General features: G+C 60.1%; 25 protein-coding genes and 1 tRNA gene. 14 read left to right on the forward strand and 12 right to left on the reverse strand.

Annotation, left to right across the window (positions count from 1 at the left end; genetic code table 11):
• Positions 1–9: 9 nt before the first annotated feature.
• Positions 10–585: a TetR/AcrR family transcriptional regulator gene (locus JQ863_RS04425; protein ID WP_204113111.1), complete on the reverse strand. Its 576-nt coding sequence runs from the start codon at positions 583–585 to the stop codon at positions 10–12.
• 102 nt (positions 586–687) lie between these two features.
• Between JQ863_RS04425 and JQ863_RS04430 the strand changes: the two genes are divergently transcribed.
• Positions 688–1,272, forward strand: a complete 585-nt coding sequence (locus JQ863_RS04430) for an NAD(P)H-dependent oxidoreductase (RefSeq protein ID WP_204113112.1) — start codon at positions 688–690, stop codon at positions 1,270–1,272.
• A 31-nt stretch (positions 1,273–1,303) separates the two neighbouring features.
• Here JQ863_RS04430 and JQ863_RS04435 read toward each other — a convergent pair whose 3' ends face one another.
• From JQ863_RS04435 to rimM, 5 genes are all read right to left on the reverse strand, one after another.
• A complete protein-coding gene (locus JQ863_RS04435) occupies positions 1,304–3,364 on the reverse strand; it encodes a cache domain-containing protein (protein ID WP_204113113.1) in 2,061 nt (686 codons plus the stop codon).
• Between the two features lie 132 nt (positions 3,365–3,496).
• Positions 3,497–4,312 (reverse strand): tRNA (guanosine(37)-N1)-methyltransferase TrmD, encoded by an 816-nt coding sequence (gene trmD, locus JQ863_RS04440; RefSeq protein WP_204113114.1) that lies wholly within the window; start codon positions 4,310–4,312, stop codon positions 3,497–3,499.
• A gap of 43 nt (positions 4,313–4,355) precedes the next feature.
• A complete protein-coding gene (locus JQ863_RS04445; RefSeq protein WP_204113115.1) occupies positions 4,356–5,156 on the reverse strand; it encodes a hypothetical protein in 801 nt (266 codons plus the stop codon).
• Positions 5,153–5,923: a hypothetical protein gene (locus JQ863_RS04450; RefSeq protein ID WP_204113116.1), complete on the reverse strand. Its 771-nt coding sequence runs from the start codon at positions 5,921–5,923 to the stop codon at positions 5,153–5,155. Before JQ863_RS04450 ends, JQ863_RS04445 begins: the two co-directional genes overlap by 4 nt.
• Position 5,924: 1 nt before the next feature.
• Positions 5,925–6,428 carry a ribosome maturation factor RimM gene (rimM, locus tag JQ863_RS04455; protein WP_204113117.1) on the reverse strand — a complete coding sequence of 168 codons (504 nt, stop codon included), beginning with the start codon at positions 6,426–6,428 and terminating at the stop codon, positions 5,925–5,927.
• A 163-nt stretch (positions 6,429–6,591) separates the two neighbouring features.
• Here rimM and JQ863_RS04460 point away from each other — a divergent pair, with 163 nt between their 5' ends.
• From JQ863_RS04460 to JQ863_RS04495, 8 genes are all read left to right on the forward strand, one after another.
• The gene (locus tag JQ863_RS04460; RefSeq protein WP_204115053.1) at positions 6,592–7,623 is read left to right on the forward strand and encodes a LacI family DNA-binding transcriptional regulator; all 1,032 of its coding nucleotides are present in this window, start codon (positions 6,592–6,594) and stop codon (positions 7,621–7,623) included.
• Positions 7,624–7,743: 120 nt separating this feature from the next.
• The gene (locus JQ863_RS04465; protein ID WP_204113118.1) at positions 7,744–9,048 is read left to right on the forward strand and encodes an ABC transporter substrate-binding protein; all 1,305 of its coding nucleotides are present in this window, start codon (positions 7,744–7,746) and stop codon (positions 9,046–9,048) included.
• Positions 9,049–9,166: 118 nt separating this feature from the next.
• The gene (locus JQ863_RS04470) at positions 9,167–10,033 is read left to right on the forward strand and encodes a carbohydrate ABC transporter permease (RefSeq protein ID WP_204113119.1); all 867 of its coding nucleotides are present in this window, start codon (positions 9,167–9,169) and stop codon (positions 10,031–10,033) included.
• A 12-nt stretch (positions 10,034–10,045) separates the two neighbouring features.
• Positions 10,046–10,876 (forward strand): carbohydrate ABC transporter permease, encoded by an 831-nt coding sequence (locus JQ863_RS04475; RefSeq protein WP_204113120.1) that lies wholly within the window; start codon positions 10,046–10,048, stop codon positions 10,874–10,876.
• An 11-nt stretch (positions 10,877–10,887) separates the two neighbouring features.
• Complete coding sequence (locus JQ863_RS04480) at positions 10,888–11,892, forward strand: ABC transporter ATP-binding protein (RefSeq protein ID WP_204113121.1); 1,005 nt, start codon at positions 10,888–10,890, stop codon at positions 11,890–11,892.
• On the forward strand, positions 11,889–12,659 hold the full coding sequence (locus tag JQ863_RS04485) for an L-iditol 2-dehydrogenase (RefSeq protein ID WP_204113122.1): 771 nt from the start codon (positions 11,889–11,891) through the stop codon (positions 12,657–12,659). Before JQ863_RS04480 ends, JQ863_RS04485 begins: the two co-directional genes overlap by 4 nt.
• Before the next feature lie 23 nt (positions 12,660–12,682).
• A complete protein-coding gene (locus JQ863_RS04490; RefSeq protein WP_204113123.1) occupies positions 12,683–14,152 on the forward strand; it encodes a mannitol dehydrogenase family protein in 1,470 nt (489 codons plus the stop codon).
• A gap of 71 nt (positions 14,153–14,223) precedes the next feature.
• Complete coding sequence (locus JQ863_RS04495; RefSeq protein ID WP_204113124.1) at positions 14,224–15,150, forward strand: carbohydrate kinase family protein; 927 nt, start codon at positions 14,224–14,226, stop codon at positions 15,148–15,150.
• Positions 15,151–15,202: 52 nt separating this feature from the next.
• Here the strand turns inward: JQ863_RS04495 and JQ863_RS04500 are convergent, their stop codons facing one another.
• The 4 genes from JQ863_RS04500 to JQ863_RS04515 are packed head-to-tail and all read right to left on the reverse strand — an operon-like array spanning position 15,203 to position 18,689.
• Positions 15,203–15,892 carry a TetR family transcriptional regulator gene (locus JQ863_RS04500; protein WP_204113125.1) on the reverse strand — a complete coding sequence of 230 codons (690 nt, stop codon included), beginning with the start codon at positions 15,890–15,892 and terminating at the stop codon, positions 15,203–15,205.
• A 50-nt stretch (positions 15,893–15,942) separates the two neighbouring features.
• Positions 15,943–17,202: a TRAP transporter large permease gene (locus JQ863_RS04505; RefSeq protein WP_239113208.1), complete on the reverse strand. Its 1,260-nt coding sequence runs from the start codon at positions 17,200–17,202 to the stop codon at positions 15,943–15,945.
• Positions 17,203–17,206: 4 nt separating this feature from the next.
• Entirely contained in the window at positions 17,207–17,698 is a 492-nt protein-coding gene (locus JQ863_RS04510; protein WP_204113126.1) for a TRAP transporter small permease, read from the reverse strand.
• Positions 17,699–17,705: 7 nt separating this feature from the next.
• Positions 17,706–18,689 carry a TRAP transporter substrate-binding protein gene (locus tag JQ863_RS04515; RefSeq protein WP_204113127.1) on the reverse strand — a complete coding sequence of 328 codons (984 nt, stop codon included), beginning with the start codon at positions 18,687–18,689 and terminating at the stop codon, positions 17,706–17,708.
• Between the two features lie 358 nt (positions 18,690–19,047).
• On the opposite strand from JQ863_RS04515, the gene JQ863_RS04520 reads away from it, so the two are divergent.
• The 5 genes from JQ863_RS04520 to JQ863_RS04540 are packed head-to-tail and all read left to right on the forward strand — an operon-like array spanning position 19,048 to position 23,422.
• Positions 19,048–19,650 carry a nuclear transport factor 2 family protein gene (locus JQ863_RS04520; RefSeq protein WP_204113128.1) on the forward strand — a complete coding sequence of 201 codons (603 nt, stop codon included), beginning with the start codon at positions 19,048–19,050 and terminating at the stop codon, positions 19,648–19,650.
• A gap of 22 nt (positions 19,651–19,672) precedes the next feature.
• Positions 19,673–19,909, forward strand: coding sequence for a hypothetical protein (locus JQ863_RS04525; RefSeq protein WP_204113129.1), 237 nt, complete (start codon positions 19,673–19,675; stop codon positions 19,907–19,909).
• Complete coding sequence (locus JQ863_RS04530) at positions 19,906–21,246, forward strand: hypothetical protein (RefSeq protein ID WP_204113130.1); 1,341 nt, start codon at positions 19,906–19,908, stop codon at positions 21,244–21,246. The genes JQ863_RS04525 and JQ863_RS04530 overlap by 4 nt, the downstream gene beginning before the upstream one ends.
• A gap of 1 nt (position 21,247) precedes the next feature.
• Entirely contained in the window at positions 21,248–22,663 is a 1,416-nt protein-coding gene (locus JQ863_RS04535; RefSeq protein ID WP_204113131.1) for an aldehyde dehydrogenase family protein, read from the forward strand.
• Positions 22,664–22,675: 12 nt separating this feature from the next.
• Positions 22,676–23,422 carry a sulfite exporter TauE/SafE family protein gene (locus tag JQ863_RS04540; RefSeq protein WP_204113132.1) on the forward strand — a complete coding sequence of 249 codons (747 nt, stop codon included), beginning with the start codon at positions 22,676–22,678 and terminating at the stop codon, positions 23,420–23,422.
• Between the two features lie 178 nt (positions 23,423–23,600).
• Here the strand turns inward: JQ863_RS04540 and JQ863_RS04545 are convergent.
• Positions 23,601–23,677 (reverse strand) — tRNA-Pro (locus JQ863_RS04545).
• 68 nt (positions 23,678–23,745) lie between these two features.
• On the reverse strand, positions 23,746–24,723 hold the full coding sequence (locus tag JQ863_RS04550; protein ID WP_204113133.1) for a DMT family transporter: 978 nt from the start codon (positions 24,721–24,723) through the stop codon (positions 23,746–23,748).
• Between the last annotated feature and the right edge of the window lie 58 nt (positions 24,724–24,781).

The raw sequence follows: 24,781 nt of genomic DNA on the forward strand, positions 1-24,781 counted from the left end.
CGCAACCCCTCAATCGGGTTTCAGCCATAGTGAAAGATAGGGTTCAAGGCGCTGGGACAGGGGCGTGGTGTTGCTGAGGGCGCAGAAATTCAGCGCCATCGCGTTCACCATGAAGGCCTGGACGCCCTCGGCCAGTATCTGCGGAGATGCATCGCGTCGGAAGCTGGCGCTGTCGACCCAGTTTTCCAGAACGTGCTGCAACTTGTGAAAGGTCATTGCGATCGGACCTATTTCTTCGATGGCGGCGGCCCCGGAATGGCGGACGATCACGTCAAACACGTAGCGTTCACATGTCATCAGCTGCATCAAAGGATCAAGCGTTGCTACCATGTCGGCAACCGTGGCAGGCGCGGGAGCAGCGGCAAGGTCATCAAGGCAGGCATCGATCCTTACCCCGATCAGGTGATCCATCAGTGCGTCTTTGTCGCGGAAATGGGCAAAGAACGTTCCCTTGGCCACACCCGCGCGCTGCACGACCTCTTCCACGCGCAAAGCGCCATATCCGGTTTCGGAAATCACCTGCCGCGCCGCATCGATCAGACGTGCGCGGGTTTTCAGGGTGCGGGGTTGGATCGCTTCTTTCATACCGCTTTGTCGCATGGTTTGTGACCGCGGTCAAAAAAGTAAGTTGACCGCGGTCAATTTTTGCGCAAATAAAATGACCGTGGTCAATTATGGAGTGAACTCATGCCTCGAAAACGCATACTGGTGTTGAACGGACACCCTGCCGAAACCTCGCTATCGCGGCAGATGGTGTTGGCCTATGCCAAAGGTGCCGCAGATCAGGGGCATGATGTGCGTGTCCTGCATCTGCGCGATATGGATTTCGACCCGGATTTCGGCTTCGGCGGGTTCAAGACGTCAAAGCCGCTTGAACCGGACCTTGAGAGCTTCCTGAACGACCTGGAGTGGTGCCAGCATTTCGTGATGGCCGCGCCCATGTGGTGGGGTGGTTTGCCAGCCAAGCTGAAGGGGTTGATCGACCGGGCCTTTATGCCGGGGCGCACGTTCAACTCTCGCGGTAACGGCTTGCCCGAGCCGCTTCTCAAAGGACGCAGCGCGCATGTGATCCTGACCTCGGACAGCCCGTGGTGGTATTTCCGTTTCCTGCTGCACCGGCCGCTGTTCTGGCAGATCAAGCGCCAGATTCTGGAGTTTGTCGGCTTCAAGCCGGTGACCTTCCAGCATTTCGCGCAGGCCAGTCATCCTGACCCGAAGACCGTCGACAGCTGGCTGGAAAAGGTCGGCCGGTCAGGGGCGGCAGTGGCCTGACGGCATTGATACAACTCGGCGAGGGTGTCGGTTATTTGTCCGTCTGCACAAAGCTGCCGTCCCAGTCCTCGGGCGGCGGATTGGCGACAAAAGTCTCGATCCGCTCCTGATACCGCACGGCAACAGGATCGTCGGGCCAATTCGCCACGAAGGACGTGACCGCGTCCCTTGCGGCGGGCCAGTCTCGGGCAAGGTACAGGGTCATCACCTGCTGCCAGTCCGCAAGCCTCGCCATCAGCGCCGGGTCATCCGACCCTTTCTCTGCGATCAGCTCGTGGATGCGAAGCTGGGTCGAGGTGCCCGCAGGCACGGTGACGTCGACAAGGCGCAAGTGAAATTGTTCTTGCACCCGTTCGGCCACGGGGTCGGTCACGAGGATGCGGGTGCCGTATTTCTTGTTCAGCCCCTCCAGCCGCGACGCCAGGTTTACATCCGTCCCAAGCGCCGTGTATTGCATCCTGCTGTCCGAACCGACATTGCCGACAAAGACCTGACCGACATGGATGCCAAAACGAGTATAGGTCGGGAATAGCGACGGATTGCCCTGTGCATCGCCGGTTTGACCGTTCTCCCAAGTGGCGCAGGCCAGTGCCGCGCGGCAGGCATGCAGTGTGTGGTCAGGGTCACGCTGTGGGGCGTTCCAGAAGGCCATCACCGCGTCGCCAATGAACTTGTCCACCGTGCCGCCAGTCTCGGTCACGCATTGGGACATGGCGCCGAAATAGGTCGATAGGTCCTTGAACACGACATCGGCGGGCAGGGCCTCGGATTTTGACGAGAAGCCTTCGATATCGGTGAACATCAGTGTCGCTGCGCGCATCTCGCCGCCGATTTCCATGCTCTTGCCCGAGGACAGGATCGACTGCACCAGATCCACAGGCACAAACGCCTTGAAACTGCGCAGCCCGCTTTTCATGTTTGCAACTGACTGGGCGAGGTTGTCGATCTCGGCAATCGGAGACCGAAGAGAGAATTCGCCGTCCAATTCGAATTGGCGGATGCGGCGGGTTTCCGAGATTACCCGGCGCAGGGGCGCGGTGATGCGTTGGGACAGTACCGCCATGCCTGCGATGGCGATCAGCGCGTAAAGCAATGAAAACCCGACCGTCTTGATCGTCGATTGCCGAATGCCGCCGATCAGTTCGGCACGGTCGGCAAGAACGCCGATGCTCCAGGCTTGGCCAAACTCGCGCGGGAAGGGGCGGAACGAGGCAAGGAACGTGCGGTCGCCCCCGACCCTGAAGCTTTCGTCGCGCGTTTCAAGATAATGCCGGATTGCGCCATCCACACCCGCCGCAAGGTCACCGTCATCATCGCCTGCCTCGGTCTCGGCGCCGACAATGACTTCACCGCTGTGGTCGATGATGAACACCCGACCGTTTGCGCCGACAGTCTTTTCGGCAAGGTAATGGGACAACCCGTCCAGCGTGATGTCGGCGCCGACCACCGCGATCACTTCGTCATTGTCGTTGCGCACCCGCTGCGACACGGTCAACCCGGTGCGTCCCGTGGACGCAAAGACATATGGGTCAGACAGTGCCAGGCCCGTTCGCTCTACCGCCCGGGCATACCAGGGCCGCTGCCGGGGATCGAACGGTTTCCCTTTGATCTCGGTTTCCGAGAAATAGTGCCAGATCGAAAACTGACGCTCGCGGAATGCCGCCGGTGCGATGTCGATCTTGCGTACCAGATAAGTGCCAAGGCGTTCCGGGTTGTCACCTTCGGCCAAAGGGTTGCGCGCGACCTGGCTGAACTGGCCATGATGGGCAAAGGCGACATAGATGCTGGTGACTTCTGGCATTGCCCGCAAAAGGCGAAATAGGTGAAGGCGTCCTTCGTCTGCGGTGAAGTCAATATGCCCGTCCTGAACAAGAAACGCCGTGGTCCTGACCGAGCGGCCGACGGGGGCAAACAATGTGGTGACGCTGCGCTCGACATCGGCTGCGACATCCTCCATCGACTTGGTGGCTGTCGCGACGGCCAGCTGAGAGGCGCTGTAGAACAGGTAGCCGACGATGCCCGCGATCAGCAGAAGAGTGGCGATGGAATAGGCCGTGGCCAGCCCCACATGCAGCCTGATCCTTGCCCGCATCACGCACTCCTTGATGGCGGACTTACCCCCGCCGCGCCAATTCATCCCACCCTACGCGGTGGTTTCCATCAGATCGTGTCGACCATAGCGTGTCCTGTGCGCCAAAGTCTTGCGAAACTTGGGCGCAGGAAATCAGTCGTCGCTGCCGCCGTCGTCGCCTTTCTGCGCTCGCCACATGTCGGGGCGGCGGGTGCGGGTCAGTTCTTCGGACTGTGCGCGGCGCCATTCGGCGATCCTGCCGTGATGCCCCGACATCAGCACCTCAGGAATAGCATGGCCGCGCCATTCGGCGGGACGGGTGTATTGCGGATGTTCCAGCAACCCGTTCGAGTGACTTTCCTCGGCAATTGACTCTTCATTGCCGAGAACCCCGGGCAACAGCCGCACCGTGGCGTCAATCATCGCTTGCGCCGCGATCTCGCCCCCGGTCAGGACGAAATCGCCAAGGCTGACTTCTTCGATGTTGTAATGGTCGAGAACCCTCTGGTCGACGCCCTCGAAGCGGCCACATAGCAGCATGACCCCATCCGCCCGCGCCCAGTGGCGGGCTGTGACCTGATCAAAACGGCGTCCGCGCGGGCTGAGATAGACCATTGGAATATTGCCGCGCACGCCGCGCATCGTGTGGTCGATGGCGTTGCCAAGTACATCAGGGCGCAGCACCATTCCAGCGCCGCCCCCCGCAGGGGTATCATCGACGTTGCGATGTTTGCCTTCGCCAAAGCTGCGCAGGTCCGTGGTCTCGATCTGCCACTTGCCGTCCTTCAGCGCTTTCCCGGTCAGACTTTCACCTAGGACGCCGGGAAAGGCGTCGGGAAACAAGGTGATGATACGCGCGGTCCAGACCCCGGCAAGGCGCGGGTTCTGTTCCATCAGATCGCGCGGCTTCAGGCTGGCGGTGATGGATTTGCGGCCGTGGCTGCGCAGAGGTTTTGTGTCGTCGCTCATAGAGCGTTCCTTAGCCTGAAAAGGGTTGGGGCAAAAGCCCTGCTCAGGCTTGGGACGTCCGCTTTTCCAGCAAGGCGCGTTTGGCCGCGGCGCGACGATCGCGGTCAGGTTCGGCGCGGTTGATCGCCAGAAACGCGGCACGGGTCTCTGCATCCAGCCGGGTGTTCGCGCGCCCGACGGCCGTCAACCCTGCCAGCGCATCGTTCCCCAGTCCGGCCAGTCGCAAGATCGGGGCGGCGGGGCCAAGCCGCTCGTCGGCTGTTGCCTCAAGCGCCAGCGCCGTTACGGGCACCGGGGCCACGGCATCTGCGATCCGGTCCAGCTCTTTGGGAAACCCGCCCCATCCTGACATCTGGTTACGGAATGCCTCCAGGTCATCGGTCATCGCCCCCGCTTTGACATGTTCCCAATAGGCGCTGTCGATCCACGTATCGCGGGCGCGGGTGGTATAGACAAACCGCAGCCGTTCCGCGCCATACCGTGCCCCGAATGCCGCCACGATTTCCTGAACCAATGGCACAGCCGCGCGGTAGTCGACTATCCCGTCGCGGCCGGGAAGGTGGCCTGACAATTCCTCGGCCGAGACGATCAGGCCACGCCTTTCCAGCGGCGGAAGATCGGCAACGATCCGGTGCACCCTGTCACCGAACTTGGCCAGCCCGACAGGATCAGCCGAAGCGGAATAGCCCCGCGCAGCATCCACCGCCGGCCGCAGCTTCCAGCGCAGCAGAACAGGAAAGCCGAGCTTGCGCAGCGCCGCCTTGTTCTCGCGCAGGACACCCTGAACAGTGCTTGTCCCGGTCTTGTGAAACCCAGCGTGAATCAGAATGGGTGGACTGGTCATGGCGATCGGTGTCCGGCAATCCGATAGAGTTCGTCCCGGAACGGTCCCGGGTCCGGGTAGTCGAGATTTTCCACCATCGGCACCGCCAGCCGCGCCAGTTGGCGGTCCTGGTTGGTTCTGATCTCTTCCAGGATATTGTCGATCACGAGATAGTTCATCAGACCGGATGGAAAGCGTGGGTCGGCCATCAGCGCAAGTGCCAGCCTGGTCGTGGCGCGATTGTCATGGGTGCGCATCAGCGCAGTTTCGACCGCAGCCTGAATCCGGCCATGACGCAGGACCGCATTCACCATCTCGGGCACTTGATCGTCGGTCAAGGCGTCAAGCCGCGCAACAAGCGGGTCGTTGTCAGGCAGGCCGAATTCCATGTCTGCGGCGTCCAGCGTCGAGGTTATGTCGTTCAACATCGCGTTGACTTCGATCGCGTCACGATAACGCCACGCCCCCCAGACGGCAGCGGCAGTAGTCAGCAGCAAAGGACACCAAAGTGGGACGGTGACCGGGGGGAGAGGTATCGCGAGCGCCACGCCCGACGCATAAGCGAACGAGGCCAGGATCACCTGAATCACGGCGGTTAGCAGGAAGATGGGCAGGGCGGTCCGCGACAGGGTCACCCGACCGACCGCAACAAGGTAGCCGAGAAACAACACCGCAAAGACCGGGATCACCGCAAGCGGGGCGCGCGCGGCCCCTGCCAGAACCGGTCCGGCATAGAAGGGCACCGCAAACAACGCGATCCCCAGGCCGGAATAGCGGCCCGGTCCCATCTCAGAGCAGACCCTCTGGCGGGTCCACCACCAACCGCCCGGACGCCAGGTCCACGGTTGGCACGATCTCTTTGGTGAAGGGCAGTAACACTGTGTTCTTCAACCCCGGCCCATGCAGTTCCAGCAGGTCACCCGCACCGTGATTCTGCACCGACTTGACCCGACCCAGCAAGGTACCGCCGGTGTCGCGGACCTCAAGACCGATCAGGTCGGCATGATAGAATTCGTCCTCGTCGGGATCCGGCAGGCGGTCACGCGGCACAAAAAGCTTCATGCCTTTCATTTCGTCGGCCTGCTCCTTGGTCTCGATTCCCGAAAGCCGCGCCGCCAGTCCATTTTTGATCACCCGCGTCAAAGTCACGGTAAAGGTCTGGCTGCCATCCTCGGTGGCAAGCGGCGAATAGTCGGCAATCGCCTCGGCGTCGGCGGTAAAACTTTTCAGACGCACTTCGCCCCGTACCCCGAAAGATCCCGCGATGGCCCCAACACAAACCATGTCCGTCATGTTGTCTTCTCTTGCTGCCATTGATCCCAACGCCCTGTTGTCCTTCATCGCATGGCAATAGGCAAGCGGCACGGGGTATCGCGGTTATTTGCGCATGAAGGTTGCCATTTGCCGCGCGATAAGAAAACGTAAGTTTCGGGAAAGTTTGCAGAGGACAGGTCAGATGGATTCGCCAAAAATCCGCAATATGGAAGAATTCGCCGCCTTCAGCGGGATTTCGCGTCCGACCGTGTCAAAATACTTCAATGATCCCAAAAGCGTGCGCCGCACGACTCGCGAAAAAATCGAAAAGGCGCTGGAGGAGTGCGACTATCGCCCGAATTTCTTTGCGGTGAACCAGAACAGGAAATTGACCAAGAATATCGGTATCGTTGTACCCTACCTGGCCGATCCCTTCTTTGCCGAAATCGCCCGCCGTATCGAGACACTAGTGATCGGGTCCGGCTATACTCCCATCTTGCTGAGTTCCCATGGTGATCCTGCGCTTGAAGCGGAAAACCTGAATTCTCTGCGCGCGATCAAGCCTGCCGGGGTGCTGTTGGCGCCGCTGGGACGGATATCGGATCGCGACATTCTCGAGGCATTCTGCGCCGATTTCCCGACCGTGAATTTCGATGCCAATATCGACGGCATTGGAGAGGTGTTTGTCGGCCACAACAATGCTCAGGCTACTGAAGTCATGATTCAGTATCTTGTCCGCAGCGGTGAACCGCCCGCGTTTTTTGAAATGCGCACCCCGCCCAACCCCAATGCCAACAAGCGCCGCTTGGCTTATATCGAGACGATGGAACGGCTTGGCCTTAGTCCTCATATTATCCAGGTCAAAGGCGAAGGGTGGGATTTCGAGGATATTGGTTTTCGGGGAGGCAAAAACGTATTGTCCAAGTCTGACTTGCCCAGCAAAACGATCTTCTGTTCCAATGACCGGCTGGCAATCGGCTTTCTTGCCGCGGCTTACGAGGCCGGGCACAGAGTTGGGATTGGGGATGACTGCTCGCTGCGGGTTGCGGGCCATGACAACCACCCGTTTTCACGGTTCACCTGCCCGACATTGACGACGATCAGTCACGACTACTCGGCGATCGCGACCCGTGGAGTCGAGACTGTTTTGTCCCTGATTGATTCGGGGGCACATGCCGAATCGCGTCAAATGGTTCTGTTTGATGGCGAGTTGATCATGCGGGCTTCGGCGTAAGTGACTGTATTGGTTTGGGGAAATAATAAAGTTTACGCGAGTAAAGAATAGGATTGACGAGGGGTAATATAGAGGCGTAGCGTGAATGGGCAATTTTCAACACGAGGGGAGGAGACTCGTATGCACATCCGAAATGCGCTTCGCGCGGCAACCGCGGTTACATTGCTCATAGGAGCAGCCGCATCTGCTGAAACCATCACCATCGCCACCGTCAACAATGGCGACATGATCCGAATGCAGGGTTACACCGACGATTTCACCGCAAAGACCGGACACGAGGTCGAGTGGGTGACATTGGAAGAAAACGTTCTGCGTCAGCGTGTGACCACCGACATCACCACCAAGGGCGGTGCTTTCGACATCATGACAATCGGCATGTATGAAACCCCGATCTGGGGCGCAAACGGCTGGCTGGTTCCGCTGAACGATCTTTCCGCCGAGTACGACGCCGCCGACATCCTGCCCGCGATGGCAGGCGGTCTCAGCCACGACGGGACGCTTTATGCGGCACCGTTCTACGGCGAAAGCTCGATGATCATGTATCGGACCGACCTGATGGAAAAGGCAGGTCTGGAGATGCCCGACGCGCCGACGTGGACCTTCATCCGTGAGGCCGCAGCAGCCATGACCGACCGCGACAACGACATCAACGGCATCTGCCTGCGCGGTAAGGCCGGTTGGGGCGAGGGCGGTGCGCTCATCACCGCGATGTCCAATTCGTTCGGTGCGCGTTGGTTCGATATGGACTGGAATGCCCAGTTCGATACCCAGCCCTGGAAAGACACGTTGGAATTCTTCGTCGGCATGATGAACGAAAGCGGCCCGGCGGGCTATGCCACCAATGGCTTCAACGAGAACCTGTCGCTGTTCCAACAGGGCAAATGCGGCATGTGGATCGATGCGACCGTGGCCGCGTCCTTCGTGACCAATCCCGAGGACTCGACCGTTGCGGACAAGGTCGGCTTTGCGCTGGCGCCGGACAACGGTCTGGGCAAGCGTGCGAACTGGCTTTGGGCCTGGGCGCTGGCGATCCCGGCAGGCACCCAGAAAGCCGAGGCCGCCAAAGCCTTTATCGAGTGGGCCACGTCAAAAGAATACATCGAGCTTGTTGCCGCGAATGAAGGTTGGGCCAATGTCCCGCCGGGTGCGCGTATCTCGCTTTATGAAAACCCGAACTACCAGGCGGTTCCGTTTGCGAAAATGACGCTGCAGTCCATCCTGTCGGCAGACCCGAACAACTCGACGGTTGAGCCTTCGCCCTACGTCGGGGTCCAGTTCGCCGCCATCCCGGAATTCGCGGGCATCGCGACGGACGTCAGCCAGGAGTTCTCGGCTGTGTATGCCGGTCAGCAAACTGTGGACGAAGCTCTGGCCAAAGCGCAGGCGCTGACCAACGACGCAATGGAAGCCGCCGGTTACCGCTGACGGCCATCCTCCCCTGGCAGGGGGCGGCCGGATCGCCCCCTGCACACAACGACCGACACCTCGTACACTTGACCCATCGCAACAAGGCGGCCTGACCGCCAACAGAGGAGGCGTGCCAATGGCGACCCAGCATTCCCGATCCGCCGCCCGCTTGATGATGGCCCCGGCCGTGATCCTGCTCCTGGGCTGGATGCTTATCCCGCTGACAATGACTCTCTACTTTTCGTTCAAGAAATACCTGCCCCTGCGTGGCGGCGATCTGGGATGGGTTGGGTTCGACAACTATGTCCGGTTCGTTTCGTCCAGTTCGTTCTGGCCAGCCGTGGCAACGACGCTGATCATCGTTGGCGGTGTCCTGTTCATCACCCTGATCCTCGGAGTCCTGCTGGCACTACTGCTGGACCAGCCGATGTGGGGGCAGGGGGTCGTGCGCATCCTGGTGATCGCGCCGTTCTTCGTGATGCCCACGGTGTCCGGTCTGGTCTGGAAAAACATGTTCATGGACTCCAACAACGGGTTCCTTGCTCATCTCTGGCGCGCCTTTGGCGCTGAGCCGGTGCAGTGGCTTAGCCAGGCATCCTTGCCGTCTCTCATCATGATCATTTCATGGCAATGGCTGCCCTTTGCCACGCTGATCCTTTTGACTGCGATTCAATCGCTGGACAGTGAACAGCTTGAGGCATCGGAAATGGATGGGGCCAACTGGCTGAACCGGTTTGGCTTTATCATCCTGCCGCACCTTGCCCGCGCGATAACTGTCGTGGTGCTGATCCAGACGATCTTTCTTCTGTCGATCTTCGCCGAGATTTTCGTGACCACCGCAGGCGCTTTCGGCACCAAGACGCTGACCTACCTGATCTACCAGCGCGTTCTGGAAAGCCAGAATGTCGGCCTTGGCTCAGCGGGCGGTGTCTATGCCATCATACTTGCCAATATCGTCGCCATCTTCCTGATGCGCATCGTCGGCAAGAACCTGGACGCGTGAGGAGGAACCGATATGGCCCGCGCAGTAACCAACCGCCGCAAGACGATAAACACCATCGCAGCATGGACCATCGGCTTGCTGATCTTCTTCCCGATCCTGTGGATCATCGTCTTGTCGTTCAAATCCGAGGGCGACGCGATCAAGACCCCGCTTCAGGTGCTGGGGTCGGCCTGGACCCTTGAGAGCTATTTTGTCGTCCAGGAACGGTCGGACTATTTCAAGCATTTCTTCAACTCGGTCACCATCGCCGTCGGGTCGACCCTTCTGGGCATCCTGATTGCGGTGCCTGCCGCCTGGTCGATGGCCTTCGTGCCATCGAAGCGGACCCGGGACATCCTGATGTGGATGCTGTCGACCAAGATGCTGCCAGCCGTCGGCGTTCTTTATCCGATCTACCTGCTGTTCATCCGGCTTGGGCTTCTTGATACCACGTTCGGCCTGGTGATCGTGCTGATGCTGATCAACCTGCCGATCATCGTCTGGATGCTATACACCTATTTCCGCGAAATTCCGGGCGAGATCCTGGAAGCCGCGCGGATGGACGGGGCCAATCTTCGCGCCGAATTGCTCTATGTGCTGACGCCGATGGCCGTTCCCGGCATCGCATCCACCATCCTGTTGAACGTCATCCTTGCCTGGAACGAGGCGTTCTGGACGCTCAACCTCACTGCGGCCAAGGCCGCGCCGCTGACGGCTTTCATCGCCAGCTACTCCAGCCCCGAAGGTCTGTTCTACGCCAAGCTCAGCGCCGCCTCGGTCATGGCCATCGCGCCGATCCTGATCATGGGTTGGTTCAGCCAGAAACAGCTTGTCCGGGGTCTGACCTTCGGCGCCGTGAAATAAGGAAAAGCAAAATGGGACAAATTCATCTCAGCAAAGTCACCAAGAGCTTCGGCGACGTCGAGGTCATCCCGCCCCTGGACCTTCAGATCGACGAAGGCGAGTTCGTTGTCTTCGTCGGCCCTTCCGGCTGCGGCAAGTCCACATTGCTGCGCCTGATCGCGGGACTTGAGGATGTGACGGGCGGTCAGGTAATGATCGACGGGCAGGACGCTACCACGATGCCGCCTGCGAAACGCGGTCTGGCGATGGTGTTCCAGTCATATGCGCTTTACCCTCATATGTCGGTTCGCAAGAATATCGCATTTCCGCTGCGCATGGCGGGGCTAGACAAGGCGGAACAGGATCGCCGGGTGGCGCAGGCCGCCGATGTCCTGAACCTGACGGACTACCTGGACCGCCGTCCCGGTCAGCTGTCAGGCGGCCAGCGCCAGCGTGTCGCCATTGGCCGCGCCATCGTGCGCGAACCCGCCGCCTTCCTGTTTGACGAGCCGCTTTCGAACCTTGATGCCGCGCTACGTGTCGGGATGCGTCTTGAGATTTCCGAACTGCACAAGCGTCTTGCAACGACAATGATCTATGTCACCCACGATCAGGTGGAGGCGATGACCATGGCCGACAAGATCGTGGTGCTTCAGGCCGGTGTGATCGAACAGGTCGGCAGCCCGCTCGAGCTATATCGCAGTCCGCGCAACACCTTTGTTGCGGGCTTCATCGGCAGCCCGAAGATGAACCTTCTGGGAGGGACCGAAGCGGCAAAACACGATGCCCGGACCATCGGTATCCGGCCCGAACATATCGCGATCTCGTCAGAAAGCGGCGATTGGGAAGGCGTTGTCGGGGTCTCGGAACACCTGGGATCGGACACGTTCTTCCACGTCAACTGCCCGGCATTTGCCGAGCCGCTGACCGTGCGCGCCAGCGGCGAGATTGACCTCAAATATGGCGCCAAGGTCTTCCTGACGCCCGATCCTGCGCATTTGCATCGGTTCGACGACAAGGGGTTGCGGCTGGGATGAAACGGTTGGCGGGGAAAACGGCGCTGATCACCGGGGCGGCGCGCGGTATCGGGCTTGAGTTCGCCCGCACTTTTGCCGCCGAGGGCGCGCGCGTGGCCATCGCCGATATAGACATTGAGCGGGCCGGGGATGCCGCGGCAGAACTGGACGCGGCGATTGCTGTGCAGATGGACGTCAGCAAGCAGGACAGCATCGACAGCGCGGTTGCGGAAACGGTGCGGCAGCTTGGCGGGATCGACATTCTGGTCAATAATGCGGCCCTGTTCACCGCCGCGCCGATCGCCGAGATCGAACGCCGCGATTTTGATCGCGTTTTTTCCGTCAATGTCGCCGGAGTTCTGTTCACTATGCAGGCGGCCGCACGTCACATGGTCGAGCGTGGCAAAGGTGGCAAGATCATCAATTTGGCAAGCCAGGCCGGTCGCCGGGGAGAGCCGCTGGTCGCCGTCTATTGCGCGTCGAAGGCGGCGGTGATCAGCCTGACGCAATCGGCGGGGCTGAACCTGATTTCAGACGGGATCAATGTCAACGCAATCGCGCCCGGCGTGGTGGATGGTGAACACTGGGACGGGGTGGACGCGCTGTTTGCCCGGTACGAAGGCAAACCCCCCGGTCAGAAGAAGCAAGAAGTCGGCGGCGCGGTGCCCTTTGGACGCATGGGGCTGGCATCGGATCTGACGGGCATGGCGGTTTTCCTGGCGTCCAATGAGTCCGACTACATCGTGGGCCAGACCTTTGGCGTTGACGGCGGCAACTGGTTGGCATGAGAGACGGGATCGAGGGTGTGGGAATGATTGACCTTTCCTATGATACACTGGCGGATCTGCCGGAAGACGTGGCGCGCCCCAGCTATGCGCGTGCTGAATTGACACCAGGAATCCTGCATATCGGAGTTGGGAATTTCCACCGCGCACACCAGGCCTGGTATTTGCACCGTCTGTTCCAGCAGGGGCGCAATCTGGATTGGGCGATCATCGGCGCGGGCGTGCGTCCTTATGACGAACTCCAGCGCCTGAAACTGGCTGGGCAGGATTTCCTGACAACGCTGATCGAACTGGACCCGTCAGGCAGCTCGGCCGAGGTTGTCGGCGCAATGATCGATTATGTCCCGGTGGAAGACGGCAATGCCGCGTTGATCGAGCGTATGGCACAGCCGGACATCCGCATTGTCGCCCTGACCGTGACCGAGGGCGGGTATTACACCGCCCCGGCGACCAAGGGCTTTGATTTCAGCCATCCCGACATTGTCCACGACGCGGCGCACCCGTTGAGACCGCGGACAGCGTTTGGTGCGATGGTGGCCGCCCTCAGGCTACGCCGTGACCGGGGGCTGGGTCCGTTCACCGGAATGAGTTGTGACAACCTGCAAGGCAACGGCCGCATTTTGCGCCAGACGCTGGTGTCGCTGGCGCGCCTTTCGGACCCGGCGCTTGCCGACTGGATCAATGCGAACTGCAGTTTTCCCAATGCGATGGTTGATTGCATTGTGCCTGCGACAGGTGAAACCGAACTGGCGCTGGCGCGCGGTTTCGGCATCAACGACGCTGTGCCGGTGACGCATGAGAATTTCCGCCAATGGGTGATCGAGGACGATTTCTGCGCCGGACGCCCGGATTGGGACAAGGCGGGCGCGGTGTTTTCCGATCACGTTCACGTCTACGAGGCAATGAAGATCCGCATCCTGAACGGTGGCCACCAGGTAATCGCAAACGCCGGTGAGATCCTGTCGGTGCCGACCATCGCCGACTGTATGGCGCATCCAATGATCGGCGCGCTGTTTGCCAAGGTTGCGCGGCAAGAGATTGCGCCCCATGTCGACCCGGTACCGGGCATGTCCGCCCAAGCTTATGTCGATCTTATCGAAACCCGTTTTTCCAATCCGCGCATCGTCGATACGACCCGGCGGGTGGCGTTTGACGGATCGGCAAGGCACCCCGGCTTCGTGATGCCCTCAGTCCGCGACGGGCTGGCGCGCGGCACGTCGGTGTCCGGGCTTGCGCTTGTCGAGGCACTTTGGGCGCGGATGTGTGAGGGTACGCGCGAGGACGGCAGCCGGATAGCAGCCAACGATCCCCAGTGGGGCGCGCTGAATGCGGCAGCCATGGCCGCAAAAACTGATCCTTCAGCCTGGCTTGCTCAGACGGCGTATTATGGCGATCTCGCGTCTGACGACCGGTTCACCGCCCAATTTGTTCGCTGGTTCGACGCGATCTGGGCACATGGGGCGGCCGAGGCAATTCGCGAATTCCTCGAGAATTGATTTTCCCGTTGAATGGCGTCCATAAGTGATCGGACTAAGAGGGCCGAAAGCAAGTGAGAAAAGGGGGCGGGATGATCCTGTGTTGTGGTGAAGCATTGATCGACATGATCCCCGAGACGATGGGTTCCGGGGCCCAGGGATTTGTGCCCCACAATGGCGGCGCGGTTTTCAACACTGCAATTGCGCTGGGTCGGCTGGGCCAGCCTGTGGGCCTTTTGACAGGCATGTCGTCGGATCGGTTCGGGGGACAGTTGCGCGATGGGTTGAAGGCATCGCATGTCGACATGTCCCACGTTGTCACGACCGAACGCCCAACGACGCTGGCCTTTGTTCATCTTGAAGGTGGGCACGCAACATACAGCTTCTTTGACGAAAATTCCGCCGGTCGCATGATCTCGATTTCCGATATTCCGCCGTTGCCCGGTGAGGTTGGAACACTGTTCTTTGGTGGAATCAGCTTGGCGGCGGAACCCTGCTCGGATACCTATGCCGCTCTGCTTGCCCGCGACGGGGCAACACGCGTTGTCATGCTTGACCCGAATATCCGGCCCGGTTTCATCGAGGATGAGGCGCGCTATCGCAGTCGTCTGGGTGGCATGATCGCGAAGGCCGATATCATCAAGATTTCGGACGAGGATCTGGATTGGCTGATACCCGGCGGCGCAGACCACATCGAAAAGGCCCGTGAGCTGCAGGCGCAGGGTCCGTCGTTTGTGATCCTGACCAAGGGCGCGGATGGCGCCGTGGGAGTCCTGCGCGGCGGCGATGTCGTCCGGGTTCCGTCTGTGCCGACAGAAGTGGTCGATACGGTTGGCGCAGGAGATACGTTCAACGCCGGTGTTCTGGCTTCGCTGAATGCGGCCGGAGCGTTGGTCAAATCAAATCTTCCGGCACTGTCTTCGAAGACGGCAGCCGAAGCGTTGGCTTTCGGGGCAAAGGTCGCGTCGGTGACCGTTTCACGGGCGGGCGCAAACCCGCCTTGGGCGCGCGAACTGTAAACCCTTCTTGTGACCGCTTGTGTCGCCCGTCGGGGCGCGCGTGAATGACCCGTCAGCCCGATTCCTTGAGCAGCATGTAGCGATGCGTTGCTTCTTTCAGGCCATCTCTAAGTGACTGATCTCGTGTGGAAAAAACGTGGTAGTCGTTGACTAGGTCGTTTTGCAGCGCCCCGACGATCAGCTGAAAGCAAAAGCTCAGTCGTTCCTTGGTCTCTTCCGGTGAGAAGGCGGGAAAAAGGGTTGCGCAGGCGCGGCGGTAGTTGCGCATGATCTCGCGCGCGCTGTCTCGCATTGGCGCCCAGGGGTCGTCTGGCTCAAGTATGCGAAGCAGTGACTCTCGCAAGACCCCGCGGACCGGCCCGGTGAAAAGGTCTGCCATCAGGTCGACCAGCGCATCAAGTGCCTCGCTGGGGTCCATTTCATAAAGCTGATCCATGCTGACGCGTGCGTGGATCTCTGAGTTGCAGAATTGGATCGCGGCGGCGCGTAAGGCGCGGAAATAGGCCTCTTTGTCCTCAAACCGGGTGTAGAAGCTTCCCACCGACTGGCCACATTCCTTTGCCAGATCAGAAACTTTCAAGTCGTTGAACCGGTTGCTGTTCAACAGCTTGATCCCGGCCTCGATATACGCGTCCCGGATGCGACGGCTGCGGGCTTGCCTGGCCGGGAGAACGCCGGGGATGTGTTCATCCATCAGTAGCGTGTCGATTTCCATGCCATTCCTATTTGTGAGGTCGGTCACTCCATGATGTAAGCGCGCCGCGTTCCCCTGTCAAAGCGGCGCGCTGTCCGCTATCGGACAAAGAACAAGGCTGTCTGGGGAACAAACGTCACCACCAGCAGCACCACGAGGATCAGGGCGATGAAAGGCAGAACCGCGCGGCAGATTTCGACAAAGCTCTCGCGGAACGCGGTCATTGCAACGATCAGGTTCAGCCCGAGCGGGGGCGTCAGGAACCCGATCTCAAGGTTGATGACCATGATGACGCCAAAGTGGATCGGATCAATGCCATAGGCCATCGCCGGGATCATCAACAGGGGGCCAAGGATCAGGATGGCCGAGATCACGTCGAACAGGCAGCCCACAATCAGCAACAACACGTTAACCGCCAGCAGGAAGGCAATCTTGTTGTCGGTTACCGATGTGATCCACAACGCCAGGGCATCGGGGATTTCCTCGATCGTCAGGATCGTCTTGAGGCTAAGAGCCACGGCGACGATGGGAAACAGCATCCCCAGCAGTTTCGCCGTGTCGACGCAGGTATAGTAGAAGTCGATGGGCCTGAGTTCGCGGTGAATGAATATCTCGACAAAGAGCGCGTAGACCAGCGCCACGGCTGCGGCCTCGGTCGCCGAGAAATAGCCGGAATAGATGCCCCCCAACAGGATTACCGGCAGCAAGGCAGACCAGCCGCCACGCTTCAGTGCGGTCGAAAATTCGGTCAGGTTAAAGGGCTGCGCGGGCATCTTGCGGTTGACCCAATAGGAGTACCCCGCCAGCACGCCCGCGATCATCAGGCCCGGAATTATCCCTGCCAGGAACAGGTCGGCAATGCTTTGTTCATTGACGATGCCATAGAGGATCAACGGGATCGACGGTGGGATGATGATGCCCAGGGTGCCGCCCGATGTCAGCGCGCCAAGCGAGAAGCGCTTGGAATAGCCGTTTTCCAAAAGCGCAGGGTAGAGGATCGTGCCCACGGCCAGAAGCGTGACCGGCGAAGAGCCGGATATGGCAGCGAAGATGGCGCAGCTGAGGATCGTGGCCACGGCCAGCCCGCCGGGGATGGGGCGCGTGACGCTGATGGCCAGGTCGATCAGGCGGCGCGCGATCGAGCCCCGCGTCATGATCGACCCCGCAAGAAGGAACATCGGGATTGCCAGAAGAAGCGCGTTGTCGAGGCTGATCCAGATATCTTCGGCCAGATATTCAAGGTGCCCGTCGCCCCAGACCAGATGCACATAGGCCGCAGAAGCCAACAGGATGACGATGATGTTCTGGCGCAGCGCCAGAAGACTCAGAACCATCGCAAGAAGAAGCACAGCATACATGATGTCACCCTGCAGGTTTGTCGGAATAGACTTTGAGCGCTGGGCGCAGCGCGAAGATCAAGTGTTTCAGCCCCGCTGAAGCGAAGGCGTAGGGGATGATCAGTTGCAGCGGCCAGAGCAGGAAATAAAGCACCGGGGCCTTGTCGCCGCTGTCCATCGAGATCTGAACGAAGGTCCAGGCGATATAGGCACCGGCAAAAAAGAACACCGCCGAAAAGACATCACCGATCCGCGTGACGATCGCTCCGTGCCGCCCGGCAATGAAATCCAGAAACTCAGGCCGTAGGTGCGAGTTGTCCGAGGTTGCAAGCGTCAGCCCGAGGAACCCGGCGACGATGGCGCCATAGACAGCAAGCTGTTGCAAGCCCAGGAATGCAGTGGAGAAGACCTCCCGCCCGATGACATCCACCATCAAGAGCGCGGCAACGAGGGCGTAAGCCGCCGTTGCCACGATGGATTCAGAGAGCGTCAGTCCCTTGAGAACCGTCCGCAGCATCGTCAGCTCACGAACAGGCTTGCTTGGCGGCCAGGATCGCGTCCCATTTGGCCTTGGCGCTGTCGCCCAGCTCGTCAAGGATTGCGTCCTGCGCGGCCGGCGCCAGCGCTTTCCATGCGCCCAGTTCCTCGGCGTTGGGTTCAATTACGGTCGCCCCTTCCGAGGCCGCCTTTTTCAGCAGGGCACCTTCGGCCCCGCGGATCGCGGCACGCAGTTCCAGGAAGGTCGGCGCGGCTTCGTTGATCCAGGCCTTTTCCTGGTCGCTCAGACCGTTCCAGGTTTTCTGCGACATGATCACGGCGCCAACCTGATGCTGGTGGCGGGTAAGGGTGATCTGCGGCGCGACTTTGTCATAGCCGGTGGCCACCCCAAAAACGGAAAGCTGGGTCGCGGCGCTGACCTGACCGGTTTTCAGTGCGGGCACGGCCTCGCTCGGGGCCAACGGCACCGGCGTGCCCCCGGCGGCCTGGATGAACAGTGTATCGGTTGCCGATGGCGCGGTGCGGATCTTGATGCCGGACAGGTCCGCTGGTGTTCGGATAACGTCTTTGGAGAAAATCACCTGATAGCCGACTTCCATCCAGCTGAGAGCATGAACTTTCGCCGCGTCAAATTCGGCCCCGTAGGTGTCCAGCAGGTGATTGTCAGCGACGCAGTCGAATTGCTCGGCGCTGTCGAAAGCGTAGGGCGATGCCAGAAGCCCGAATTCGGGCACCAGAAGTGACACTGCGGTATTGGACATCACCCCCATGTCGATCCGACCACGGGCGATTTGCTTCACCACGTCCTGCTCGCCACCCAGTTTTGAGCCGAGGAAAGGTTTGACCGTCAATTCGCCCCCTGAAACCTCGGCCAGCTTGTCGACAAATTTCATCGTGATCGCGCCCCAGGGCGAGTTCGGAGGTGGTGCAGCGCTGAGGCGCAATTCCTTGGCGTCGGCGGTGATGCTGCCTGCAACGACCAGTGCAGCGGCAATGGCTGTGAGTTTCATGGCGAGTTCCTCCCTGTCGTCTCGCGGTGCCAAAAACTGTCTCAAGGCTAAGGGGGTGGTGCCGATTCTGTCAAATAAAATGAATAGAGGTTCACTATTTTCTGAAAATAACCATTAATAACATCATGGTAATGGATCGTTTTCACGCTCCAAAAATGAACTCAAATTCATTTTGCTTGACACCTGTCGCTGTGACTGACTAACTTTCTAGGCAAATCCCCAATCTGCAAAAGCGACTCGCATCGCAGATCGGAGGAAGGCGAAACAGAGGATGACAGCGCATATGCCAGGCACCGGTTCGAATCCCAGATCGAGGAAGAAAGCCAAATCCGCGACTGTTCCCGGCGGGTTGCGTGTGTTGGATAATGCCACCTCGCAAGAAGCCGATGATATCGCGCAGGTGCCAGCGCCCGAGCCGCACCCCATGACGGCTGTCAGGTCGCGGGTCGTTGCAAATCCGATTGAACAGGCGGCGGAAGACATCCGGCCGACCGGCGCCTCTGGCAACGCTCCGCGCCTGGCCAACGGGTTCAAGATCGTCGAAAATCGTGCCTACCAGCGCAAACAGAAAATCGCGCGCGCACCGTTGACGGTGCCGGCGGACGACGAGATGGGACACAAGAAATTGTTTACCCGTTTCGAAGAGGCGTTCACCACGCGCGACATTGCGGCCCTTCGGGACTGCCTGTCACCTGCGTTTACCTGGAAACTGCCAAACGGTCAGGTGGTCTATGGTCGAGACGCCGCTCTGAATGAGATGGAGCGCCGTTTTGCCATGCCGAACGGCCCGAAATTCTCTGCCTCGGTCTGGCGGTTTCGCGGCAACACAGTGCTGCAAACCTATGATGTGGAATACTGCGGCCCAGACGGTCGCTGGCGCCAGTCCCAGGGGTTTGACCTTTACGAGATCGGCGACGGGCTGATCACCCTGAAAGATGCTTACTGGAAGATGATCCCCTGACAAACAGGGGTGGGAGGACGACATGAAAATCGATTCAGCTGCGGGCGAGTTCTCGTTCGACCTGGAAAAATTGGATTTGCGGGAAGACGGTATCGTGCTGACCGGCAAGATGGGTGTCTGGGAAGCCGAGACCACCATGACGGACGCCGACTTGCGCCGGATCGTGGGTATGGTCCTGCGCAAACCCGGTGCGTGGGGCTATCTGTTTGGCCTTTTGTTCAGTGTGCGCCGTGACGTGGCGCGGGGGGGCGGGCAATGAGCGCCCGCAAACCCGAGGGCCTGCCGCCGCAGGCGCAGGCGGCGTGGGATTTTCCGCTGTTTGACGCCATCATGGGGCGGCGGTCCCGGCGGTTCGGGCTGGGCATGGAGATGACGTCCGGCCCGTTTCAGCACAAATCTGAATACGATCCCTATCCCCTCAGTGATCTGGAAACCGCCATGCTGGTCGGCGCCGCCACCGCCACAACCGGCCCCATCCTGGCCGAAACCAATCTGCCCGGCGCGATGGTGAAAACCATCGGCAAACCTTACCCCTCGGCAATGGGGTCACACCGCTCGCGGTTGTTTTTCACAAATGACGACGGCGTGTTCGTGGTCAAGGCGGATCAGGCCAAGATGAGCAAGATGCGCGAATACGAAAACGCCGATGACCGCAACAAGCTGTTGGGGTTTTACGACGAGTTCGTCGAGAAGATCGACGATGGGCGCATGGACCTGCCGCCTTCTGAGCCTGGTATATGGCCGCATAACCAATGGGTTACGAATATGCCCGGCACCACGATCTTCATGCCTGTGATCGACGTGACCAAGGATATCATCAAGCTGATGATCAACCTGTGTGACGGCAAGGCCGGGCGCTATGCTCAGAACACTGGTGGCTATTACATCGTTGATGACCGCAACGGCATGCGGCCCTGCGGAAACCAGAAATGGGTCGACAATGGCCTGTTGAACAAACGCAAGGTCATGACCCTGTCTCGGCTGGAAAAGCTGTTGTCGGACGGGATGCTCGCCGAGGGTGCTTTCATGGGGCAGCTCATGGCGCTGACACTTCAGGCGACGGGCTTGGGCGGCTGGGTCTATGGTGGGTTTTCCTCGACTGTGGTGCTGGGCGGGACACCTGCCTGTCGCGGCCTTGGCTTCCGCTTCATCCAGTCCAAGTCCGACCCGTTCCCGATCCCGGTCGGGCGCGACGGCGTGTTCGAAGCCTATTGCCCGCCATACTATGCCAACATGTCCGATGCGGTTGATGCGGCGCTTGAAGGCGCGCTTCAGACCATGGACGAGTGGGAAGCCAAGGGCATGGTCAAACCCCATACGGCGCCCAACGCCGAATTTGACGCCGCTACTATCCCGGCCAGTCCCGAAGGCATCCAGTGCGTCAAGGACATGTGCCAGTATATCTTTGATACCTATGGCAAGTTCCCGGCGACGGTGGACCCGATCCAGATGACCCTGTTCATTCAGGCGCATCACCTCGATCTCGACTTCTACGACAAGCATATGAAGCCGGGGTCCTACCTTGACACCCACAAGAACCACTTCCGCGACTGGCACGGCAACGACGGCCCCAAGAAGCGCAGCAAGGAGACCTGACATGGACCCGTTTCGCCTGATTATCGACGGCAAGAAAGTGCCCACAAAACAATGTTTCGAGGTGCTGAACCCGGCCACGGAAAAGGTTGCCGGGCTGGCCCCGCTGGCCACCAAGGACCAGCTTGAAGACGCGGTGCGTGCCGCCCGCGTCGCGCAGAAAAGCTGGGAAAAGGAAATCGAACGCAAACGTCAGACCGCCTGCCGCCGTATCGCTGAGCGGATCGAGACCCATGCCGAGGAACTGGCCCAGCTTCTGACCGCCGAACAGGGCAAGCCCCTAGGCGGGCTTGGCTCACGCTGGGAAATCGGCGGGGCAATCGCCTGGACGCAATACACCGCCAGCCTGTCGATGCCGCCCAAGGTTTTGCAGGACAACAACGAGGGCCGGGTCGAGCTGTTCCGCAAGCCGATTGGCGTCGTCGGTTCGATCCTGCCATGGAACTTCCCCGTCATGATCGCCATCTGGCATATCGTGCCAGCGGTTCTGGCGGGCAATGCGGTGGTCTGCAAACCCTCGCCCTATACACCACTCACGACACTACGGCTGGTCGAACTGATGAACGAGGTTCTGCCACGCGGCGTGGTCAATTGCATCACCGGCGACGATGATCTTGGCCCGCAGATGACCAGCCACCCGGACATCGGCAAGATCGTTTTCACCGGCTCCTGCTCAACGGGTAAGAAAATCTATGCGTCCGCAGCCGACACCATGAAGCGAATGACGCTGGAACTGGGCGGCAACGATGCCGGTATCGTCCTGCCCGACGTGGATCCGAAACAGATCGCCGAAGGGCTGTTCTGGGGTGCTTTCATCAATGGCGGCCAGACCTGCGCGGCGCTGAAACGGCTCTATGTGCATGACGATGTCTACGAGGACGTCTGCGAGGAGCTGGTCAAGTTCGCCCGCAAGATGCCCATGGGGGTCGGCACCGACGAGGCGGCCATGCTGGGGCCGGTGCAGAACCTGCGCCAATACGAGATCGTCAGCGACCTTGTTGCCGATGCGCGTGGCAAAGGGCGGGTGCTTCTGGGAGGTGATGCGCCTGTGCGGGGCGGCAAGAAAAAGGGCTATTTCTTCCCGCTCACCATCATTGCCGATCTCGACAATGGCGACCGGCTGGTCGACGAGGAACAATTCGGCCCCGCCCTGCCGATCATCCGCTTCCGCGACATCGACGAGGTGATCGAAAAGGCCAATGACAACCCCAATGGGTTGGGTGGATCAGTCTGGAGCCGCGATGTCACCACCGCCCGTCAGGTTGCTTCTCGCATGGAGTGCGGCTCGGTCTGGATCAACAAGCACGGTGCGATCCAGCCCAACGCCCCATTTGGCGGAGTCAAGCAATCCGGCGTTGGTGTCGAATTCGGCCAGGAAGGGCTTGAGGAATATACCGACGTTCAGGTCGTGTTTTCCTGATCAGCTCTAGTCATGCTGAGTTTTCTTGATCCCGGCATCGTGCCGCCCCTTCTGGTTGGCGCGGTGTTTGCCGCATCGCTTTTGCAGGCGGTGACAGGTATCGGTTTCGGCGTGATCGCCGGGCCGATCCTGCTTGTTACCATGGCCAGCGCCGGGGCGATCCAGGTGTCCATTGTCCTGAGCTTCCTGATCGCTCTGCTGCTTGCGCCGATCACCCTGCCACTTGTGAACTGGCGGCTGCTGCGCCCGCTTTTTGCAGGGGTCTGTCTTGGAACCCCAATTGGTGCCTTGGCCTACCTCAACCTGACGCTGGACAACCTCAAACTATTCGCGGCGGTGGTTGTTGGTGCGATGACGGTCATCGCGACCGGCGTTCTGGCACGCTACCCGTTCTTCCAGACCGACTCGGCGCGACGTCGTGGCGTCGTCGGCGTCTTCTGTGGAGTTCTCAACGCGGCGCTGGCGATGCCCGGGCCCCCGGTTGCGGCTTATGTGACCGCCATCAAGAGCGACCCGAACATCGTGCGCGCCACAACCCTGGTGACATTCCTTTTGTCCTATCCAATCGCGCTTGGATTTCAGGCGCTGTTCGTTGGCGTGTCGGATACGCTGGCGCCAACAGTCACGGCCTTGGCGCTGCCGACGGTGGGCGGAACGCTGTCCGGCGTCATCATGGCTCGGATACTGAGGGCGCGGCATCTCAAGTGGTTGACGGTCTTGTTCCTCATGATCAGCACTCTCATGCTGGTCATGAAATAGAACGACCATCGCGGCGTAGCTTTTGCTCCTAGTTATTTAGACAATCCGGCATCTTCCTCCCGTGTTCGGGGGGGGGCCGCTGTCAGTGAAAGGAACAGTCTCAGCGAACAGTGTATTCAACAAACCTCGGATCACTGTCTTACAAACAACAAAGGCGCCCGCGGGCGCCTTGTTTCATTGGTCGGAGTGAGAGGATTCGAACCTCCGGCCCCTGCCTCCCGAAGACAGTGCTCTACCAGGCTGAGCTACACTCCGACCGTGTGGCGCGGGATTAGCTGGTGCGGCGGGGATTGGCAAGATGTTTGTGGCAAATATTTGCGACGTCAGTCGTCCATCGTTTCATAGCCCCCGCGTCGCAGCATCGAGCTGACGCGCAGGGAAGATCCCGTTGCCTCGCGCGATCGCGAGCGCAGGACGGGCTTGTTCGCCGACGAACTGCCCTGACTTTCGCGGAACAGGATATAGAGACCACTCGCGATCACCACAGACGCGCCAACGATGGTAGCGGGGTCCAGTGTTTCGCCGAAAAATAGCGCGCCATAGAGGATGGCCCAGAGGATCTGGGAATACTGCATGGGCGCGACGATGACCGCCTCTCCGAACCGGTAGGCGCGGATCAGGCACAGCATGGCGACGAAGGAAAACGCCGCGATCAGCGCCATCAGGCCAAGATGCTGGATCGGCATGGGTTTGTAGACAAAGGGCAATGTCGCGCCGAGGACCAGGAAACTGACCAGCATCGGGTAAAGCATCAGCACCACGGCGCGTTCGTCCCGGCCGATCTTGCGCACCACGACCGAATTCGTCGCCCCACCCATGGCACAGAACAGCGCGGCAAGGTGCCCCGCCCCCAGTTCCGCGGAGCCGGGGCGCAGGACGATCATCACGCCGCAAAGACCGACGATGACCGCAGCCCAGCGGCGCAGGCGCACCGTTTCACCCAGGATCGGGATCGACAGGACGGTGATCAGAAGCGGCGTGGCGAAGATGATGGCGTAAAACTGCGCAAGTGGCAGGTTGGCCACCGCGTAGAAACCCGCAGTTGCAGACACCAGCATCGCCAGGCACCGCAAGGCCAGCCACCAGGGATGGGCGGGGCGCACGTGGTCCTTTGTCGAGTCCCCGATCAGCATCAATGTCATCAGCGGGAAGCTGAGAAGGCCCGAGAAGAACAGAATTTGCATCGGCGCGTAAGACCCGCCCAGCGTCTTGATGAACACGTCATGGGCCGAGAAAATGCCAAAGGCGAGCAGCGCAAAAAGCGCGCCCTGGCTGTTTCCTTTTGCGGTGCTGGCTGTCATGCGAGATCACTTTCAATGCAATGAGGCGACCCTTCCGCAATTTTTTGGGCAGGTAAAG

This window comes from Shimia biformata (assembly GCF_016888515.1).
GTDB classification, from domain to species: domain Bacteria; phylum Pseudomonadota; class Alphaproteobacteria; order Rhodobacterales; family Rhodobacteraceae; genus Shimia_A; species Shimia_A biformata.